The following is a 16,735-nucleotide window of genomic DNA, read 5'->3' as shown; positions in this document are numbered from 1 at the left end:
CTAAGCGTGACTTCGCCGCCCGAAGAGTCGCCGGGTCATATCGAACGCGACCAGGTTGCCGGCGACCACCAGCAGCAATCCGACTACGGCCAACGCGGACCACTGGTAGCCCTCGAATACTGTCGATACCGCCAGCGCCACGATGGGAAACAGCACGGTGGAATAGGCCGCGCGCTCCGGGCCGATGCGCCCGACGAGCATCAGGTACGCGGTAAAGCCGATCACCGAGCCGAACACCGCGAGATACGCGAGCGCACCGAGATAACGTGCGGACGGCTCGATGGCGAACGAGAAGCCGGCCAGCGCGCTGCCGATTGTCAGCACGCTGGCGCCGATCAGCATCGCCCAGCTATTGGTAGCGAACGGATGCAGGCCCATCGACTGCATGCGGCTCGACAACAGATTGCCCGCCGAGAAGCACAAAGTGCCGAGAAACGCGATGCCAAGCCCGAGCCATGCAGCGTGATCGCCGAGATGCCCGCTCATCTGCTGAACGAACAGACACACAATACCGACGAGGCCGAGCATCGCGCCCGCAATTGCGGAAGCTTGCAATGTGCGGCCCATGAAAAGCCGGCCGTTGATGGAGTTGAGCAGCGGCGCGGTCGAGAACACCACCGCGACCAGGCCGCTCGGCACGACCTGTTCGGCGTAGTAGAAGCATAAAAAGTTGACGCAGAAGAGCGCCAGTCCTTGTGCGAACAGTAACCGCCATGCGGCGCGCGGCGGCCACATCGGCCGGCGCATGATGCGCAGCAGCGCGAACAGCACCAATGCGGCGATCCAGAAGCGCCACGCGATCGACACCGGCGGCGGCACCGCGCCCAATTGCCATTTGATCGCAATCCACGTGGTGCCCCAGATCAGAACGGTAACGGCATAAAGCGACAGATTCATGGATCAAGCCTGCAACAGCGAATACGGGAGTTCTACTATGCGTGATCGCAAGCGGCGGGACTTGTCCAGGATTGCGCACTTTTCGCGGCAAGGCGCGGCCGCGTATGACTGCGTGCGTGGCTGGCCGTATACTGGCGCTTATCCCTTGCACCAGATATCCACCCGTTCCGTGAACACGAGCCCGCCCGTCCCTGTGATCGACGCTACTGAAACGCCGTTCGGCATTCAGTCGGTGTGTCACACGCTGAGCAGCTCGAACGCGAACCTGGACCGCTTCGCGTGGCTCGGCGACGGCCTGGCGATTGCCGTCTGGACGCGCGACACGGAAGTCGCCGAGACGGTGTACGACCGGCCCGGCCACCACACGCTGTCGTGCTATCTGGATGGCGGCTATCGCACCGAGCGTCAGAAAATGCCGGGGCGTTACGGCGCGCCGTCGCGACTGTGCGCATTGCCCGGCGACCACGAATCGCGCTGGTGGGTGCGCGGGCACATGCACTTCATGCACCTTTACTTCCTGCCCGAGCACTTCACGCAGCGCGCCGTGCAGGAACTGGACCGCGAGCCGCGCGAATTGACACTCGCCGATCGCACCTATTTCGAAGACACCCGCATCGCCGGTCTGTGTCAGTCGCTCGCGAATGAACATTGGGACGACGCCGACGGTTTGCTGCGCACCAACGAAACCGCGCATGAAGTGCTGAGTCTGTTGCTGCGTGCGCAAGGCGTGCGCCGGATCGGTTTATCGCTGAGGGGCGGTTTGTCCGTGGCGACTCGCCGGCGCCTGCGTGACTACATCGAGAGCCATCTTGCGCAACCGTTCACGCTCGGCGAACTGGCGAGCGTGGCGGCGTTGTCGGAGTTTCATCTCGCGCGCATGTTCCGCACGTCGTTTGGACTGCCGCCCGCTGCGTGGATCGCGCAGCAGCGGCTCGAGCGCGCCCGCACGCTGTTGCGCAGCACGGCGCTGCCGCTCGCGCAAGTCGCCGAACTATGCGGCTACGCGAACGCCAGCCATTTCAGCCACCGTTTTCGCGAGGGCGTGGGCGTGTCGCCTACCGCGTACCGGCAGGCCGTCACGGTCTGACGTTCGAGGCCGGCCGACCTCTGGCGCATCACTGCAATGCCATCGCGAGCACGCGCGCCACATGAATGGCCTCGACGCCCGTGCCATCGTGAATCTGATGCCGGCAACTCGTGCCGTCTGCGACCATGACCATATTGCCGTCGATCTTGCGCACTGCCGGCAATAGCGACAACTCCGCCATGGCCTGCGACGTCGCATAGTGTTCCGCTTCGTAGCCGAAACTGCCGGCCATCCCGCAACACGACGACTCCACCGTCGATACCTTCAGCTCAGGAATCCATTTCAATACGGTTTGCACGGGCGTGAAGGCGTCGAAAGCCTTCTGATGACAATGGCCATGCACCAGCGCCTGCGGCGTGGCCAAGGGCTTTAACGCGAGCTGCAAGCGTCCTGCCTTTTCCTCGCGCACCAGAAACTCTTCGAACAGGAACGCTTGGCTGGCAAGCCGCTGCGCTTCGTCGCCGAAACCGTAGTGCAGAAACTCGTCGCGCAACGACAGCAGGCACGAAGGCTCCAGACCGACAATCGGCACGCCGCGCTCCACGAATGGCTTGAACAGATCGAACATGCGCCGCGCTTCGTGCTTCGCTTCATCTACAAGACCCGCGGCGAGGAATGTCCGCCCGCAGCACACGGGCCGCTCGCCCTGACGCGTATTGAAATGCACCGTGTAGCCGGCCGCCTCCAGCACCTGCTGCGCAGCCCGCGCGTTGTCAGGCTCCATGTTGTTGTTGAACGTGTCGACGAACAACAGCACTTCCTTTAACACGGCGCCATGTGCGTTTACGGTCGGCGTTGCGCTCGATAAAAACGACTTCCTGAAGCGCGGCAAGCTCCGTTCGCCGGCGAAGCCGACCGAACGCTTGAACCACGCCGACAACAGCGGCACATTATCGGCAAGCGCCATCAAGCCCGGCATGCGGCTCGCGGCTGCGGCGTAACGCGGCATGAAGGCCACGAGCTTGTCGCGCAGCCTCAGGCCATGACGTTTGACACGCGCCGCGCGGGCCTCGATCTTCAACTTCGCCATATCGACGCCGGTCGGACAATCGCGCTTGCAGCCCTTGCAGGACACGCACAGATCGAGTGTGTCCTTAACGTCGTCGCTCGCTAATCCGGCTTCGCCGAGTTGGCCGGAGATCGCGAGACGCAACGTGTTCGCGCGTCCACGTGTCAGATGCTGTTCGTCTTTCGTCACGCGATAGCTCGGGCACATGGTGCCCGCATCGAACTTGCGGCAGTGGCCGTTGTTGTTGCACATCTCGACGGCTTTCGCGAGCCCGCCTGACAGATCGTTGCCGCTGCCGGGCGCGCTTTCGCGGCCCGTCAGCGGATCGCGCTGGACATTCCATGCCGACCAGTCCAACGCCGTTTCAATGCGCCGTTCCCGGTAGTCCGGCGCGAAACGGAAATTGCGAGCATCGTCCATTTTCGGCGGACGCACCATCTTGTCGGGATTGAAGCGGTTGTCCGGATCGAACAGCGCCTTGATCTCGCTGAACGCCTCGTTGAGCCTGGGCCCGTATTGCCACGCAACCCATTCGCCGCGACACAAGCCGTCGCCATGTTCGCCCGAATAGGCGCCCTTGTATTCGCGCACCAGCGCCGCCGCCTCCTCGGCAATTGCGCGCATTTTGATCGCGCCGTCGCGGCGCATATCGAGAATCGGCCGCACATGCAGCGTGCCGACGCTCGCATGCGCATACCAGGTGCCCTCCGTGCCATGCCGATGAAACACCTCCGTCAACTTGCTCGTGTATTCGGCCAGATGTTCGAGCGGCACCGCGCAGTCTTCGATGAAAGACACCGGCTTGCCGTCGCCCTTCATGCTCATCATGATGTTGAGCCCGGCCTTGCGCACTTCCCACAGCGCCTTTTGCGCATTCATATCCGGCATTTCGACGACTGAGCCGGGCAAGCCGAGATCGGCCATTAATTCGGCAAGCTGCCTGAGCGACTCGTGTTGCGCGTCGAGCGACTCGCCGGCGAATTCCACGAGCAGCACGGCTTGCGGCTCGCCGACCAGCGCCTTTTCGACCACCGGACGAAACGCGGGATTGCTCATCGCCAGATCGATCATTGTGCGATCGACCAGCTCCACTGCCACCGGCTTCAGCTTGACGATGTGCTGCGTGAGATCCATCGCCTGCCAGAAGGTCGGAAAGTTGACCACGCCCAGCGTTTTATGCGCGGGCAGCGGCACGAGCTTCAGCGTCAACTGACGGCTGAACGCGAGCGTGCCTTCGGAGCCGACCAGCAGATGCGCTAGATTGGCCACGCCGTCGTCGGTATAAGCGCGGGGGTTCTGGCAATCGAACAGGTCGATGTTGTAGCCCGCCACACGGCGCAACACTTTCGGCACGCGCGCCACGATTTCGTCGCGCTCGCGCTGCGCGATCCGCTTCACGCCTTCGAGTATCTGCTGCAAACGCGCGCCTTGCGGCGCTTCGCGCAATGATGCGAAACGCGCTTCACTGCCATCGGCGAGAATCGCGTCGATGGCCTCGACGTTGTGCACCATGTTGCCGTATTCGATGGAACGCGAGCCGCACGAATTGTTGCCCGCCATGCCGCCAATCGTGCACTGCGCGGCCGTCGACACATCCACCGGAAACCATAGACCGTGCGGTTTGAGCCACGCGTTCAGATGGTCCAGCACGACGCCCGGCTCGACGGTGACGGTGCGAGCCTCGGCGTCGAAATCGACGATGTTGTTCAGCCACTTGCTCGTGTCGATCACGAGCGCTTCGCCGACCGTTTGCCCGCATTGACTCGTACCGGCGCCGCGCGCAAGCAGTGGCACTTTTTCGCTGCGGGCGATTTCCAGCGCGATGCGCAGATCGTCCTGATCGCGCGGCACGACCACGCCCGTCGGCATGATCTGATAGATCGATGCGTCCGTCGCATATCGGCCGCGGCTCGCCGCGTCGAATAACACGTCGCCGCGCAACGACTTGTGCAGATGTTGCGCGAGCGGCGTCGTCAGACGCGCGGCGGACGGCACCAGATGAATCGGCTTGACCAGTAAAGCGGAAGTGGGATTCGTCATAACGTCTGTTGGAGCAAAACGCGGCAAGTGCAGTGAGCGCGCAAACGGTTAGTACAGCGTAACGCTGACGGGCGGCAGCCCTTCAATGCGCCCGTGCGCCGTGCCCGCGCTTCGTGGAAAGAACATTCCGGTGTATGAACCGGTAGTGACGACCATTTCCGGCGTCACCGGGATGCCACGCGAGCTCGCGTGATTGACGAGCCACCTGAGCAGACGCCGCGGATCGCCGGCCGGATTGGTGGGCGTCAATTCGACGACATCGCGTCCTTCGAAGTCGAAGCGCAGCGAAGGCGCGGCAAACGGAAAACGCTCGTCATACGGCAGGAATTCGCCGACGATCAGCGCGCCGTGATTCTGCAGATCCGCGAGTTGCGCGAGCTTGTCGACGTCGGGCCACGCGGCGAAGCGGCTCGCGACGATTTCGATCGTCGCGCCAAACGAGGCGATGCCCGCGTGCACGTCGGCTTCGCTATAGGACGTTGTCGAAGGCTCGAAGCGGCGGCCAAAGCGAAACGCGATCTCCAGTTCGAGCCCTAACGGCGCAAACGCTGCTTGCGGCAGACGGGTGCGATCGGCGTGCAGGTCGACGTCCGGCAGCGGCGCGCCCTGAATCGGACCGCTGTCGGACTTCGCGCCAATTTTCCAGCCGCCGATGCGCGCGCCCGAGATGGCCAGAATCTCGTGCTGGATCGCATACGCCGCTTGCGCGTCGGCGGGCGAGCGATCCGGCGGCAGATTATCGAGCGTCGCGTGGTTGCGGCGGGCGTCGGCAAGCAGCCGGCTAACGAGTTGTGTCGTCATGTCGATAGCGTCGGCGTGAGAGGAGTTCAGCATCGCGCTTACATGCCCATGCTGGTGGAGACCTGCCCCTTGTCCGCAGGACCGTTGGCGAACTTGCTTTCCGGTTGCATGCGGAACGCCAGCACGACACCGAGCGCCATCAACAGCATGCTGCCGACGAACGGCAACTCCCAGTTGCCGAAGTAGTCGATCAGGAAGCCGCCCACCACCGGCGAGATGATCGCCGCGAGCGCCGAGCCCGTGTTCATCATGCCGCTCGCCGTGCCCGAGGCTTCCGGTGCGATGTCCATGGGGATCGCCCACATCGGTCCAATCGTCATCTCGGCGAAGAAGAAGCCCGACGCGAGACACGCCATCGACAGATACAGGCTGTGGGTGAACATCAGCGGAATCAACGACAGCAGGCAGAACATCATGCACACCGACACCATCCAGCTACGTGCGCGCTTCAGGCTGCCGGTGCGTTTGAAGATGTAGTCGGTCACGATGCCGCCGAGCGTATCGCCCACCACGCCCGCCAGGAACACGACCGAAGCGAAGATCGCCGACTTCTTCAATTCCAGGTGATAGCTGTGCAGGAAGTATTGAGGGATCCAGCTCAGGAACAGCCACAAGGTCCAGCCGTAGCAGAAGTACACGATCGTGACCGGCGCCATCCGGCGAAACAGCTTGCCCCAAGGCACCCCTGCCGACTTCACCTTCGGAGCGGGCAGGATCTCGAGTTCTTCCTTCGTAATACGCGGGTGATCTTTTGGATGCTCGGTGAACGTGAACGCCCATACGACGACCCACAACAAGCTGAACGCCCCGCAGATGTAAAACGATTCACGCCAGCCCCAGCTCGCCATCACGAGCACGATGAGGCCAGGCGCGACCGCATTGCCGATGCGCGACGCGGCATGCGTGATGCCCTGCGCGAAGCCGCGTTTTTCTTTAGCGACCCAGCGCGCCATTGCGGATGTCGCAGCCGGAAACGTTGCGCCCTCACCGAAGCCGAGCAGCACGCGCGCCGCCAGCAAGGAGACGAGGCCGCCGGCGAAACCGGTCAGCAACGTGGCGATGCCCCAGATCGCGCCGCATGCGAGCAGTGTGCGTCTTGCGCCGAACCGGTCGCTCACCCAACCGCCGATGATCTGAAACAGCAGATACGGATAAGCAAAGGCCGAGAACACCAGGCCGACTTCCGTATGCGAAAGATGGAATTCCTTGCCGAAACCCGCCGCCGCCGTACTGACGTTGACGCGGTCGAGGTAAGTGATGAAGTACATGATGCACAGCATCACTAGAACGATACTGGTCGCACTCGTTACACGAAACCGCTTCATCGTCTCTCTCCATTTGCATGTATCGACGGCGCGCCTGAAATGACGCGCTTCGTCGTTGCCGCGGCGGCGCGCGCCGCGGGAACATCGCATGTTGTTCAGGGCCGCATTCTGTGCGCGGCTTCATGAAGGAACTGACTTTCGTTGATGCTTGCTTTCGTTGATTCTTGGCCTTCGTTTGGCTGCGCGCTTTTTTCTGCGCGTTTGCTTGTGCGTTTGCTTGCGCGTTTCCCACTCAGCGCGGCTGCCTGGCGTTTGATGCTGGCGTTTATGCCGGCTCGCTCAGGCTGCCGCCCTTAAACCGGAGGCTTGCGTCGGCTCGCTCAACCAGTCCATAGCGGCAGGCAAGCCGCTTTCCTTAAGCGGCACGCCCGCGAGCCGCAAGCCCATTTCGCAGCCAGCCAGCGTCGCGAGCAGTGTCAGGTCGTTGCAGTCGCCCAGATGACCGATGCGGAACATGCGGCCTTTCATCTTGCCGAGGCCCGTGCCGAGCGACATGTCGAAGCGTTCGTAGATCAGCTTGCGCACCGCGTCGGCATCGACGCCCTCGGGCATCATCACGCCGGTCAGCACCGGGCTATACACCGCCGGATCGGCGCACTGAATCTCGAGACCCCACGCACGCACCGCGCGACGAGTCGCTTCCGCGAGACGCTCGTGACGCGCGAAGACGTTGTCGAGCCCTTCGCCGAGAATCATTTCGAGCGCTTCGTGAAGGCCATACAGCAGGTTCGTGTTCGGCGTGTACGGCCAATAGCCGGTCTTGTTCATTTCGACGATTTCGCTCCAGTCCCAGAAGCTGCGCGGCAGTTTAGCGTGCTTGCTGGCGGCCACGGCCTTCGGCGAAATCGCGTTGAAGCTGATGCCCGGCGGCAGCATCAAGCCCTTTTGCGAACCTGAAACGGTGACGTCGACACCCCATTCGTCGTGGCGATAATCTGCACAAGCGAGCCCCGAAATGGTGTCGACGAGCAACAGCGCGGGGTGACCCACGGCGTCGATTGCGCGGCGCACGGCGGCGATGTCGGAAGTCACGCCCGTCGATGTTTCGTTGTGAACGACGCACACCGCCTTGATCGCGTGCTGCGTGTCGGCGCGCAGACGCTCTTCGATCATTTGCGGTTGAACTCCGCGCCGCCAGCCTTCGATGCCTGGCAAACCGAGGAACTCGGGCTTTAGCCCAAGGCTCTCCGCCATTTTTTTCCAGAGTGTTGCGAAGTGGCCCGTTTCGAACATCAGCACATGATCGCCGCGGCTCAGCGTGTTCGAGAGCGCCGCTTCCCATGCGCCGGTGCCGGACGCGGGGTAGATCACCACGGGCTGCTGCGTCTTGAAGATCTTCTTGATCCCGTCGAGCACCTTCAGACCCAGTTCGCCGAACTCGGGGCCGCGGTGGTCGACGGTCGGATAGCTCATCGCCCGGAGGATGCGGTCGGGCACGGGGCTCGGCCCCGGAATCTGCAGGAAGTGACGGCCGGCGGGATGAAAATCTAACTTCAGCATTGGGTTCCTCCGATTGAATTTTGCATGCAAAAAACTATATCAGACGAACTTGGCCGAGCGAAAGACGAAAACAGGGCTGTGAGACCGGTGTTTACCCGCGCGCTTACGTCGTCGACGCGGTTCGGATAAAATCACATCCAACGAGGCACGAGGGACGTTTGTATGCAAAATTCGGAATTTGACGCAGGCCTAGCGGCATCGTCGGTATTGCCGAAGGTGGAGCGTCAGCGCTTGCATGACACGGTGGTCGAGCACATTCGCCGCTTTATCGTCGAAGGCGTGCTGGAACCCGGCAAGAAACTGAACGAGCGCGAGTTGTGTGAAACGCTCGGCATCTCCCGCACGCCGTTGCGCGAGGCGCTCAAGGTGCTCGCTGCTGAAGGGCTGATCGAGATTTCGCCGAACCGGGGCGCGTCGGTGTCGAAGATGTCCGAGGCCGAGTTGCGCGAGACCTTTGAATTGATGAGCGGTCTGGAGGCTTTCTCAGGCGAACTCGCGGCGGAGCGCATGACGGCGGCCGAGCTCGCTGAGATCAAGGCACTGCATTACGCGATGCTCGCCTGCCGCGCGCAAAACGACCTGGCCGGCTACTACAGCCGCAATCAGGCGATTCACGACAAGATCAATGAAGCCGCGCGAAATTCAGCGCTGCGGCAAACTTACATCGCGGTGAACCGGCGCTTGCAGGCGCTGCGCTTCAGGTCGAACTTTCAGATTCCGAAGTGGGACCGCGCAATCCACGATCACGACGAGATGTTGAAGGCTCTCGAGGCGCGGGATGGGAAAAGGCTGAGCGCGATTCTGCGGCAGCATCTGCTCGATAAGCGGGATGCGGTTTTGCAAGTGCAGTCGCGGGAAGAGGTGGCGGGGTCGGGGTTGAAGGCTTGAGGGTAACGGGTTTATGGCGACCCCGCCGGTAGGGTCGGTAGGGTTAGGGAAGCTTTTGCGCAGGGCTAAAACACGGCCGGCGCTCATCCACTACTGCCCCAGCGCGGCGCCTCACGCTGGCCGATGAAATCTGCAGCGACCCGGTTGTAGCCGGCCGGATCAATGTCGCGTACATCGCCCCGTTCAGCAGTTCGCCGTAGCAAATGGCGCCCTGATATTCGATAGATGCCGCGCTGTTCGGCGAGGGCTACCGATAACCGCCAAGCGACTGGATCGTGCCCCGACTGACGCTTGTACGCTTTCTAGCGATGTAATGAGCGACTTGCCGTTAATCATGCCAGCCTGCTGCGTCTGCACGATGGCCGGCGAATTGTTCGGGGTCGTGCCGTTCTTCTGCGCGTTGAACTGGCCATACATGTTCATCGAGACGCCAGCACGGAGGGCCGATTGATGTTGATCTGCGGGATACCGTTCTGCGTCGCGATGGCGCCCGGCATGATGTGCGCGCCGGCCCGGGCGGGCAGCCGAGCGGGTTATGCAGGAATGACGGGAAGAAGCATGCGGAAAATTCAGATTGACATGGGGCACCGCCCCGAGGGCCGTTGCGTATGAACGGCGACTTCGTGAACTGTGCATGCCGTTAGCTGTGCCGCCCATCGGGCGGCCACTGCATGAACTGTTTCCGGTCGCCATGCCTGCGGCTTTCCGTAGTCATCCTTAACGGTTGTACCCGTTAAGGCACAGGCGCTGTATAAGGAAGATGACGATCACGAAATCCGGCAACTGCCGAAATCAGGTTTTCATTGCGTCAGGACCGCGAGACACTTTCTGCATATGCGCGCCGCGCAAGGCATCATGCAATGGCCAAAGCCGCCCTCGTGGCGCCACCTGTGCACGAACAGGACCGACGTGAAGCCCGCAGGACATCGGCGGCAAGCCCAACCTCCAAAGTTGTCCACAGAATCTGTTCAGAAGCCTGTGGACAACCTCCGCAAACAAACGCCAAGTACTTGACCCGACACCTCAATCCCGCGCTGTCTCCACTGCGGGCAACCCGACACGGCATCGCCCGAAAATCCGCTCCCTCACCGCACCCCGTCCCTGCGTCGCAGCGACTCCGGCAACCCACGCAATACGATCACCGCGCAAACCAGACTCATCGCGCCGATCACATATAACGCCGGCGTGGTGCTGCCAGTCAAATCCCGCACTCGCCCGACCATGATCGGGCTTACGATTCCGCCCAACTGTCCGAGCGTATTGATCAACGCGATGCCGCCGGCCGCGCCTGCTCCAGTGACCAGCTTCGGTGGCAACGCCCAGAATGCCGGTATCGACGCCACCACGCCCGCGCCCATCACAGCCAATGCGACGATCAGGAATCCGGTCTGCTTGTCGAAGAAGCCCGCGGCAAAGAATCCAATTGCCGACGTCACGAGCAAGCCGAAAACGAATTTGCGCCGCTCGCCCGTCGCGTCGGACAAACGCCCCACCACCACCATGCAGATCGCGCCGCACACATAAGGTACCGCCGTAAGCAAACCGATCAGCGTCGGATTATGCGTGCCCGCCACGCGGATCAGATGCGGCGTCCAGAAATTCAATCCGTACGACGCCACCTGAATCAGGAAGTAGATGAGCCCCAGCGTGAGAAAGCCGGGCGTCCTGATCGCCCCGAGCAACGAATGCCCCGTGTCCGGATGACGGCTTTGCTGCGCGATCTGCTCGGCCAGAAATGACTTTTCAGCGGGAGACAGCCAGTTCGCGTCCTCGATGCGGTCCTTCAGCAGCTTCAACACGAGATAACCAAGCAGCACACAAGGCAGCCCGCCGAGCAGGAACAGCCAGTGCCAACCCGGCATGCCTAGCACGCCGTTCATATGCCCGATGACGAGCCCCGCAAGCGGCGCACCGACCAGCCCCGAGAACGCCGACGCGAGAAACAGCATCGACGTGATACGTCCGCGATAGCTCGGCGGAAACCACAGCGTGAGGTAATACAGTACGCCCGGAGCGAAGCCCGCTTCCATTGCGCCGATCACAAAGCGCAGCCCGTAGAACTGCCATTCGTTGCTGACGAACACCATTGCCGCCGTCGCCAGTCCCCACGAAATCATGATCCGTGCGATCCAGCGCCGCGCGCCGACCTTGTACAGGAACAGATTGCTTGGCACTTCGAACAATACATAGCCGATCACGAACAGGCTCGCGCCGAGACCATACGCGGTATCGGACAAGCCGAGATCGCTTTGTAACTGGAACTTCGCGAAGCTGATATTGATGCGGTCAAAAAACGCAAACAGGTAGCAGATCATGATCAGCGGCATCAGCCGCCACGCCACTTTGCGGATGATGGCCGCGGCGCCATCCGCGCTTTGCTCACGGCCGCCGGTTGCAATTGCGCCCAGGTCACTCATGTTCGTCTCCATTGCCGGATTCGGCAGTGCCGTCCGGTCGTTTAGTGGATCAAGGAAAACTTCAGATTTGCAACACGTAGTCCGGCACGGGATGCAAGTCGCTATTGCGCCCCGCCTTCGCCACTTGCCCCGGCACGTCGTGACCGAGCAAGGCGGGCAGTGCTCGCGACAGCGCAAGCAGCTTCTCCAGATTGATCCCGGTGCGAATGCCCGTTTCGTCGCACATGTTCACGAGATCTTCCGTGCAGATGTTGCCCGATGCACCCGGGGCGAACGGACAACCGCCGAGGCCGCCCAACGCGGCGTCGAAGCGGCGCGCGCCGGCTTCATAGGCGGCCAGCACGTTGGCGAGCCCAAGCCCGCGCGTGTTGTGAAAGTGCAGCGTGAGCGCCGAGGGCTCCACCCGTTCAAGCACCCGCGCGACAAGCCGCGTCACCTGGCGCGGGTTCGCCATGCCGGTGGTATCGGCGAGTGTGATGCCCTCGATACCCATCTCGCGATACGTGTCGACAATGCCGATCACGCGATCCTCGTCGATCGTGCCTTCGAACGGGCAGCCGAACGCGGTCGCCACCGATGCATTGAGCAGCACACCCGAACCCTTCACGTGACGCACGATGTCGCCAAACGCCGTCAGCGACGATTCGCAACTCATGCGCATGTTCGCGCGGTTGTGCGTTTGACTTGCCGACATCACGAGGTTGAGTTCGTCAGCCTTTGCAGCGAGCGCGCGCTCGGCGCCCTTCAGGTTCGGTACCAGCGCCACGTAAATCACGCCCGCGTGCCGCTCGATCCGCTGGAACACCGCGTCGCCGTCGCGCAATGCGGGAATCGCTTTCGGCGACACGAACGAGCCCGCCTCGATGCGCGTAAAGCCTGCCGTGGAGAGCGCATTGATCAATGCGACCTTGTCGGCGGTATCGACCCATGTGGGTTCGATCTGCAAGCCGTCGCGCGGCGCGACTTCCTGCACGATCAGCTTGTCTGCAAACGGCGTGTTCGATACGTGGTTCGACGCGTGGTTCATTGCACGGCTCCTTCGCGGCGCAGCCGCTCGATTTCTTCGCTTGCAAAACCAAGTTCGCGCAGCACGCTGCCGGTATGTTCACCGAGCGCGGGACCTTGCCAGCGCACTTTGCCTGGCGTATCCGACAGCTTCGGCACGATGCCCGGCATCTTCACCGACGCGCCGCCCGGCAATTGCGCCTGCAGCAACATATCGCGCGCCTGGTAGTGCGGATCGGCGACGATGTCCGCCACTGAATAGATGCGTCCCGCCGGCACTTCCGCGCGTTCAAGCGCGGCGAGCACGTCGTCGGTGGAATGGTGCGAGGTCCATGCGGCGATGGCCTCGTCGAGCATCGCGCAGTGTTTGGCGCGGCCGTCGTTGTGAGCGAGCGCCGGATCGTCGGCGAGATCGGCGCGACCAATCACCTGCATCAGCCGCCGGAAAATCGGATCGCTGTTGCCGGCGATCACGACGTAGCCGTCGTCTTCAGTGGGATACGTGTTGGACGGCGCAATGCCTGGCAACGCGCCGCCGCTGCGCTCACGCACGTGGCCGAGCAGGTCGTATTCCGGCACCAGGCTTTCCATCAGATTGAAGACGCTTTCGACGAGCGACACATCGACCACCTGGCCTTCGCCTTGTCCTGTCTTCACGCGAAGCAGCGACATCAACGCGCCGATCACGCCGTGCAGCGAAGCGAGCGAATCGCCAAGACTCACGCCGACGCGCGCCGGCGCGCCGTCCACTTCACCCGTCGTATAGCGAATGCCGCCCATCGCCTCGCCGATCGCGCCGAAGCCCGGTCGGTCGCGATATGGACCCGACTGGCCATAGCCGGAAATGCGGACCATCGTCAGTTTCGGATTGATCGCATGCAGCACATCCCAGCCTATGCCGAGTTTTTCGAGCGCGCCGGGACGAAGGTTTTCGATCACGACATCGGCCTCAGCCGCAAGCCGCTTGACGACCTCTACACCATCGGCTGACTTGAGATTCACGCAAACCGACTTCTTGTTGCGCGACTGCAGATACCACCAGAGCGAGGTGCCTTCGTGCAGCTTGCGCCATTTGCGAAGCGGATCGCCGGTGTGTGGCGCTTCGATCTTGACGACGTCGGCGCCGAACTCGGCCATGAGGCGCGCGGCGAACGGCGCGGCAATAAGAGTTCCGATCTCGACGACGCGGATACCCTGAAGGGGTCCACCCATGTGCTGTCTCCGATGCAGTTTTCTGTTGAGAGACAGCTTGATGGCATGCCGCGGCAGCGTCCAACCGCAATTCGCCAACGACCGTTCGCGAACGGCGAACGCTCAGGCGCAGCGCGGGTTCATGCCGCTGGCGTTGGCGGGCCTTCCGACGCTTCCACCGAACGCAGATGATCGAACAGCAGACGGCTCACCGGCGACAACGCATCGACGTCGCGCACCACGAGCACGAGGCTGCGTTCGGACCAGTCGTCTTCGAGCGGCGCGCCGACCAGCCCAAGAGGACGGCCCATGAGTTGATACACCTTTTGCGGCAACACGCCGACGCCCATGCCAGCTTGCACCATCCGGCAAACCGCGTCGAAACCGGGCACGTGGATGCGCAGCCGCAACGGCTTGCCGGCCTGACGCGCGGCCATATGCGTGCGCGCGTTGATGGAACTCGCGGCGTGGAGGCCGACGTGATCGCCGTCGAGCGTTTCGGCGAAGGTCACGCTCTCGCGTGTTGCCAATGGATGATCGTCGCGCATCACCAGCACCAGAGAATCGCGCCGGTAGTGCTCGACGTGCAGATCGCGCGTATCCGCGTCGCCGGAGCAGATGCCGAGGTCGGCAAGGCTGTCGTCGACTGCTTCGACCACGCCACCGCTCGGCCGCTCTTCGAGGTCGAGCTTCACACGCTCATGCTGCAACTGGAATGCGCGCAGATCTTCGGGCAGGAATTCGACGATGGCGGACAGGTTGGCCATCATCCGCACATAGCCGCGCACGCCGCTCGCGTGGCCCGCCAGTTCTATGCCGATATTTTCGATGTCGCGCATCACGCGCCGTGCGTGATGCAGCAGCGTTTCGCCGGCGGGTGTGAGCGTCATGCCCCGCGCGTTGCGCTGAAACAGCGTGGCGCCCACCGCCTGTTCGAGTTCGAGCAGGCGCTTGCTCGCGGCGGACACGGCAATCGCCTCGCGCTCCGCGGCGCGCGTGAGCGTGCCTTCTTCGTAGACGGCGAGGAAAAGTTGGAGCGTAGTGAGGTCGAGCTTGCGAAGCAGGTTTTTGATCACCATGGCGCGGCGCCGTGAGTTCGGTCAGCGGTAATCATCCCATATGCAGCCGCGCAGCCGCCGCGTAGTCCTTCAATGCGTGAAAGCCTGGATCAACGAAACGCGCTCAACGTGCGGCGCAAAAGCGCGTTTGGTATGCTCGATTGCGGCGCACTTTTGTACTGCAGCTTCCATCGTCAAAGGAATCACTGCGGACCGCATGCGTATCGTCTTCATGAAAAGAATCGGCGTAACGCCGACGCAATACCGTGAGCGCTTTCGCGCAACCTGAAAGAATTGCGCGCGAGCTCCGCCGCTGCGCGACAGAAACATGCGTGAGAAGATAACGGCGTGCTCAAGCCTAACAATCAAGGAACGCCATGAACTCATCTTCTCCGATCCGCGCCATCGTCACCGGACATACGCGCGGCCTCGGCGCGGCGCTCGCTGAACAACTGCTCGCACGCGATGTCGCCGTGCTCGGCCTCGCCCGCTCGCGTCATGCATCGCTCAAACAGCGCTTTCCTGCGTTGCTAGAAGAGATCGAGCTCGAACTGGCCGATTCCACCCGCGTCGCGCAATGGCTGGCGACCGACGCGCTGCGTGCGTTTGTCAGCGGCGCGCACACCGTCTTGCTGATCAACAACGCGGGCATGGTGCAGCCGATAGGTCGGGTCGAAGAGCAGGACGCGGCGTCCATCGCCACCGCGGTGAGTCTCAACGTGGCTACGCCGCTGATGCTGGCGAGTGCGCTCGCCGCAGCGAGCCCGGACGCAAGCGATCGGCGCATCGTGCATATTTCGAGTGGCGCGGCACGCAAGGCATACGCCGGCTGGAGCGTCTACTGCGCGACGAAGGCCGCGCTCGATCATCATGCGCGCGCCGTCGCACTCGACACAAACCGCGCGCTGCGTATTTGCAGTCTCGCGCCGGGTGTGATCGATACAAACATGCAGGCGGAAATTCGCGGCACCGACATAGAGCAGTTCCCCATGCGCGAGAAGTTCGAAGACCTCAAGCGCAGCGGTCGGTTGTCGACGCCCGAGCAAGCCGCGGCTCAATTGCTCGACTACGCGCTCAGCGATGCATTCGGTAAGACACCCGTGGCCGACATCCGCGAGATGGCGAAATCAGCTTGAGGCGTCGCGACTATCGTGGCTCCCGAAAAGTCTCACCTTTGAGCGCACGCGCAGACGATTTATGGGCTTTTGTCACGGGTCATCGCGCGAATTGCGCTGTATGTGCAACGGTATTCAGCGTCGCTCGACACGACGCGTTCGCAAGGCAAGCGCTGAACCGTACGATCCCGAAAACCCTCACCTTTCACACGCAGCGTACCAGTCCCGACGAAATGCGGGATTGGACGACTCCCGAAAACCCTCACCTTTGGATCTGAGGGACAGGCCGCAAAGCCTTACTGGGCGCCGCACCGCAGTGCGTCGACAGACGATTCCCGAAAACTCTCACCTTTGGGAGGGCACCAATGATCTGCATACCCAGGTAAGAGGTTTTACGCTCGG

General features: G+C 62.4%; 12 protein-coding genes. 3 read left to right on the top strand and 9 right to left on the bottom strand.

The annotated features are described in order from the left end of the window. Nucleotides 1-897 carry a DMT family transporter gene (locus C0Z16_RS12775; protein WP_102632511.1) on the bottom strand — a complete coding sequence of 299 codons (897 nt, stop codon included), beginning with the start codon at nucleotides 895-897 and terminating at the stop codon, nucleotides 1-3. A gap of 169 nt (nucleotides 898-1,066) precedes the next feature. Between C0Z16_RS12775 and C0Z16_RS12770 the strand changes: the two genes are divergently transcribed. Beyond that, the gene (locus C0Z16_RS12770) at nucleotides 1,067-1,984 is read left to right on the top strand and encodes a helix-turn-helix domain-containing protein (RefSeq protein WP_102632581.1); all 918 of its coding nucleotides are present in this window, start codon (nucleotides 1,067-1,069) and stop codon (nucleotides 1,982-1,984) included. A gap of 28 nt (nucleotides 1,985-2,012) precedes the next feature. Here the strand turns inward: C0Z16_RS12770 and C0Z16_RS12765 are convergent, their stop codons facing one another. From C0Z16_RS12765 to C0Z16_RS12750, 4 genes are all read right to left on the bottom strand, one after another. Further along, a complete protein-coding gene (locus C0Z16_RS12765) occupies nucleotides 2,013-5,033 on the bottom strand; it encodes an FAD-binding and (Fe-S)-binding domain-containing protein (RefSeq protein ID WP_102632510.1) in 3,021 nt (1,006 codons plus the stop codon). A 48-nt stretch (nucleotides 5,034-5,081) separates the two neighbouring features. Beyond that, nucleotides 5,082-5,867, bottom strand: a complete 786-nt coding sequence (locus C0Z16_RS12760; RefSeq protein ID WP_175130685.1) for a 2-keto-4-pentenoate hydratase — start codon at nucleotides 5,865-5,867, stop codon at nucleotides 5,082-5,084. A gap of 5 nt (nucleotides 5,868-5,872) precedes the next feature. Continuing rightward, nucleotides 5,873-7,159, bottom strand: a complete 1,287-nt coding sequence (locus C0Z16_RS12755) for an MFS transporter (protein WP_102632509.1) — start codon at nucleotides 7,157-7,159, stop codon at nucleotides 5,873-5,875. Between the two features lie 279 nt (nucleotides 7,160-7,438). After that, on the bottom strand, nucleotides 7,439-8,659 hold the full coding sequence (locus tag C0Z16_RS12750; RefSeq protein WP_102632508.1) for a pyridoxal-phosphate-dependent aminotransferase family protein: 1,221 nt from the start codon (nucleotides 8,657-8,659) through the stop codon (nucleotides 7,439-7,441). Nucleotides 8,660-8,821: 162 nt separating this feature from the next. Here C0Z16_RS12750 and C0Z16_RS12745 point away from each other — a divergent pair, with 162 nt between their 5' ends. Continuing rightward, the gene (locus C0Z16_RS12745; RefSeq protein ID WP_102632507.1) at nucleotides 8,822-9,547 is read left to right on the top strand and encodes a GntR family transcriptional regulator; all 726 of its coding nucleotides are present in this window, start codon (nucleotides 8,822-8,824) and stop codon (nucleotides 9,545-9,547) included. Nucleotides 9,548-10,632: 1,085 nt separating this feature from the next. On the opposite strand, the gene C0Z16_RS12740 is transcribed toward C0Z16_RS12745, so the two are convergent. The 4 genes from C0Z16_RS12740 to C0Z16_RS12725 form a co-directional block, all read right to left on the bottom strand. Next, the gene (locus C0Z16_RS12740; RefSeq protein ID WP_102632506.1) at nucleotides 10,633-11,964 is read right to left on the bottom strand and encodes an MFS transporter; all 1,332 of its coding nucleotides are present in this window, start codon (nucleotides 11,962-11,964) and stop codon (nucleotides 10,633-10,635) included. 61 nt (nucleotides 11,965-12,025) lie between these two features. Further along, nucleotides 12,026-12,991, bottom strand: coding sequence for a hydroxymethylglutaryl-CoA lyase (locus C0Z16_RS12735; protein ID WP_102632505.1), 966 nt, complete (start codon nucleotides 12,989-12,991; stop codon nucleotides 12,026-12,028). Beyond that, complete coding sequence (locus tag C0Z16_RS12730; protein WP_102632504.1) at nucleotides 12,988-14,181, bottom strand: CaiB/BaiF CoA transferase family protein; 1,194 nt, start codon at nucleotides 14,179-14,181, stop codon at nucleotides 12,988-12,990. The genes C0Z16_RS12735 and C0Z16_RS12730 overlap by 4 nt, the downstream gene beginning before the upstream one ends. Before the next feature lie 119 nt (nucleotides 14,182-14,300). Further along, nucleotides 14,301-15,239 (bottom strand): LysR family transcriptional regulator, encoded by a 939-nt coding sequence (locus tag C0Z16_RS12725; RefSeq protein ID WP_102632503.1) that lies wholly within the window; start codon nucleotides 15,237-15,239, stop codon nucleotides 14,301-14,303. A 356-nt stretch (nucleotides 15,240-15,595) separates the two neighbouring features. Here C0Z16_RS12725 and C0Z16_RS12715 point away from each other — a divergent pair, with 356 nt between their 5' ends. Beyond that, nucleotides 15,596-16,354 carry an SDR family oxidoreductase gene (locus C0Z16_RS12715; protein WP_102632501.1) on the top strand — a complete coding sequence of 253 codons (759 nt, stop codon included), beginning with the start codon at nucleotides 15,596-15,598 and terminating at the stop codon, nucleotides 16,352-16,354. Nucleotides 16,355-16,735: the final 381 nt, after the last annotated feature.

It is taken from the genome of Paraburkholderia rhynchosiae, assembly GCF_002879865.1.
GTDB classification, from domain to species: Bacteria; Pseudomonadota; Gammaproteobacteria; order Burkholderiales; family Burkholderiaceae; genus Paraburkholderia; species Paraburkholderia rhynchosiae.
This window is presented reverse-complemented; position numbering and strand designations above follow the sequence as displayed.